The organism is Flavobacterium sasangense DSM 21067 (assembly GCF_000686885.1).
GTDB classification, from domain to species: domain Bacteria; phylum Bacteroidota; class Bacteroidia; order Flavobacteriales; family Flavobacteriaceae; genus Flavobacterium; species Flavobacterium sasangense.
The window spans coordinates 1-2203 of the sequence record NZ_JMLU01000056.1 but is presented as its reverse complement, the minus strand read 5'-3'; the positions used below and the strand labels follow the sequence as shown (position 1 = coordinate 2203).

The window sequence follows — 2203 nt, the reverse complement described above, 5'->3', positions numbered from 1 at the left end:
TTTTTTTTTTGATGGTTTAGCAATTCTCAAAGGTTCGTATCATTCCACAAGCAAGGCACTTGGCACAGCAACGCTAAACAATGTTGACCGTACTCTGTCTATCACTTTTTTGACAATGGGAAGGGGGAGTTTGTACTTGGATGTTCGTGGTACACTGCACCAAGTGCCTTGCTTGTTCCATTACCTTTTTTTAATGGCTTGGTCTTGAATAGAATTAAAAAATCATATTTTTTGGGTTGTTTTTTTTGATTTAAGCAATGTTTAGGGAAAATATAATATTTCTTTAAGGAAAAAAAAATATTCCTTTAAAACTTGTTTATATTGCTTTTAATTATATATTTGCAAAGTCTATTTTAAATAAGTAATCAATAAATAATATTTATAATGTTACAAATTAAATCACATTTAGTAAATTTTGTCAGCGGTGCAGTTGGTAGCGGTGTGGCATTTACGGAAGTTGCTCCAGCAGTTCAACCACAAAATATACCAACTGATAACAATTCTTTAGTAACTGCAATAGTTACAATCGTTGGCGGGTTAGTTTCTACTTTGTTAACTGGATTGTTAAAAAAATGGTTTGGTAAATCGAAAGAAACTGAATAATTAAGTTAGTAGTTTCTTCGCTTCATAGTCGTATCATATTCGTTCGTGGTCGCCTTTGAGCAAAAACACAAATGTATAACCGTGCAATGGCACATAAAAGGTCTTAAAGATGGCATTATTCAATCCAAAAGGGGCTAGTAAACAAGCAAAGGGAGTGCCTTACAAGGGCAAACCTAACCCACAAGAAGCAAAGGCAATGGCTTTGAAAGAAGCTAATGCAAAAAAAGAAATGGCTTTGAAAGAAGCTAAAAAAATCGAAGCTAAAACCTTTAAAAAGGCGGAAGTAGTAGAGCAAAAAGTTTCGGAAGAAACACAAGAAAAAGAGTATTAATCTATTAAAATTTAGTCAAAATGGCAATTTTTAAAAATTCAACGTTTGGTAACATTCGTAAATCTATCGGTGATGATGTCGCTTATAGAAGTGGTGGGCAGAACATTGTTCGTAAAAAACCAGCACAAGTAAATGATGCTAATTCATTTGCACAACGTAAGCAAAGAAATGCTATGCGTGAAGTCGTGAACTTGTTTCGTGCTATTGGCTCGCAAACAAAAGGGAATTTTCCACAGCGTGATGCTAAACATAGTGCCTACAATGCATTTGCAGGTAAGGCATTAAAAGAAGCAATCGTTTTTACTGGTGACCAAGCTACTATTGATTTAGCAAGTTTATCAGTTGCAAAGGGAACTTTACCAATGCCACAAGTATCGGCTTTTGCTGATGCTGGTACTGGTTCGGCATCTGTATCTTTTGCGGATTTAGTAGATAACGTTCAGTTATTTCCTAACGATAAGTTAGTTATTACCAAAATTGGTAATATGGGTAGCGCACCATCGGCACCAGGAAAATTTGATTTAGGTTCTGCATTACCTACTTCAATTAATGGTTTCGGTTCAATTAGTGGTGAAGTAGTATCAATCTACGCTCACAACGAAAGTGAAAACGGAGCGAAAGTATCTGATAGCATCTATTTAGGTACTATTGAAACTGTCTAGTATAGTTCAATAATTATAAGAAAACCTCGATTTATCGGGGTTTTTTTAGTTTAAAAGCAATATTATGAGAATTTACACATTAGAAGAATTAGAGTTGGCAAGTGAAGTATTTTTAGAAAGAGTACAAATCTATAACCCAATTCAAGCAAGTATATATCAAAATCAAATCAATTTAGGTTGTAGGTTTAACGATGTAATGAAGTTAGAAAAATGGACTATTGTAAATGAATTAACAGTGTCTTTATTGCCACAAAAAAATAATAGTTTAAGAGTATTTAATAAGTCAGATTTAGATGTAATGTTAAGGCATCAATTAGAAAATAATTATAATTTATATTCAAAAACAAGCTATTCGGATGCTATTTCGGTATTTTACAGAATGTTTCCACTTCCTAACATAAGAGTAAAAAACAAACCAATAAAAACGCATATATTTCGGCATATAAAAGCAAAAAGGCTAAAAGCTAACGGAATGAGTGATAATGATATTAGGTTATATCTTGGCGAAAATATGCAAAGGTCAGCAAACGATTATATTTATAGTCAAGTTTATACTTTTGAATAGTTTACATAGTCCGGATACCAGGCATACATTATTTTTTTTTTT

At 32.9% G+C, this 2203-nt stretch carries 5 protein-coding genes; all 5 read left to right on the top strand.

Going from position 1 to position 2203, the window contains the following annotated elements; genetic code table 11:
- Positions 1-208 (top strand): hypothetical protein (locus BP92_RS17285; protein ID WP_211252208.1); only part of this gene is annotated, 208 nt, incomplete at its 5' end.
- Positions 209-384: 176 nt separating this feature from the next.
- Positions 385-603 carry a hypothetical protein gene (locus tag BP92_RS0113615; RefSeq protein WP_026726533.1) on the top strand — a complete coding sequence of 73 codons (219 nt, stop codon included), beginning with the start codon at positions 385-387 and terminating at the stop codon, positions 601-603.
- 109 nt (positions 604-712) lie between these two features.
- Positions 713-934, top strand: coding sequence for a hypothetical protein (locus BP92_RS0113610; protein WP_026726532.1), 222 nt, complete (start codon positions 713-715; stop codon positions 932-934).
- Between the two features lie 20 nt (positions 935-954).
- Complete coding sequence (locus BP92_RS0113605) at positions 955-1596, top strand: DUF6266 family protein (protein ID WP_026726531.1); 642 nt, start codon at positions 955-957, stop codon at positions 1594-1596.
- Between the two features lie 64 nt (positions 1597-1660).
- Entirely contained in the window at positions 1661-2161 is a 501-nt protein-coding gene (locus tag BP92_RS0113600) for a hypothetical protein (protein ID WP_026726530.1), read from the top strand.
- Positions 2162-2203: the final 42 nt, after the last annotated feature.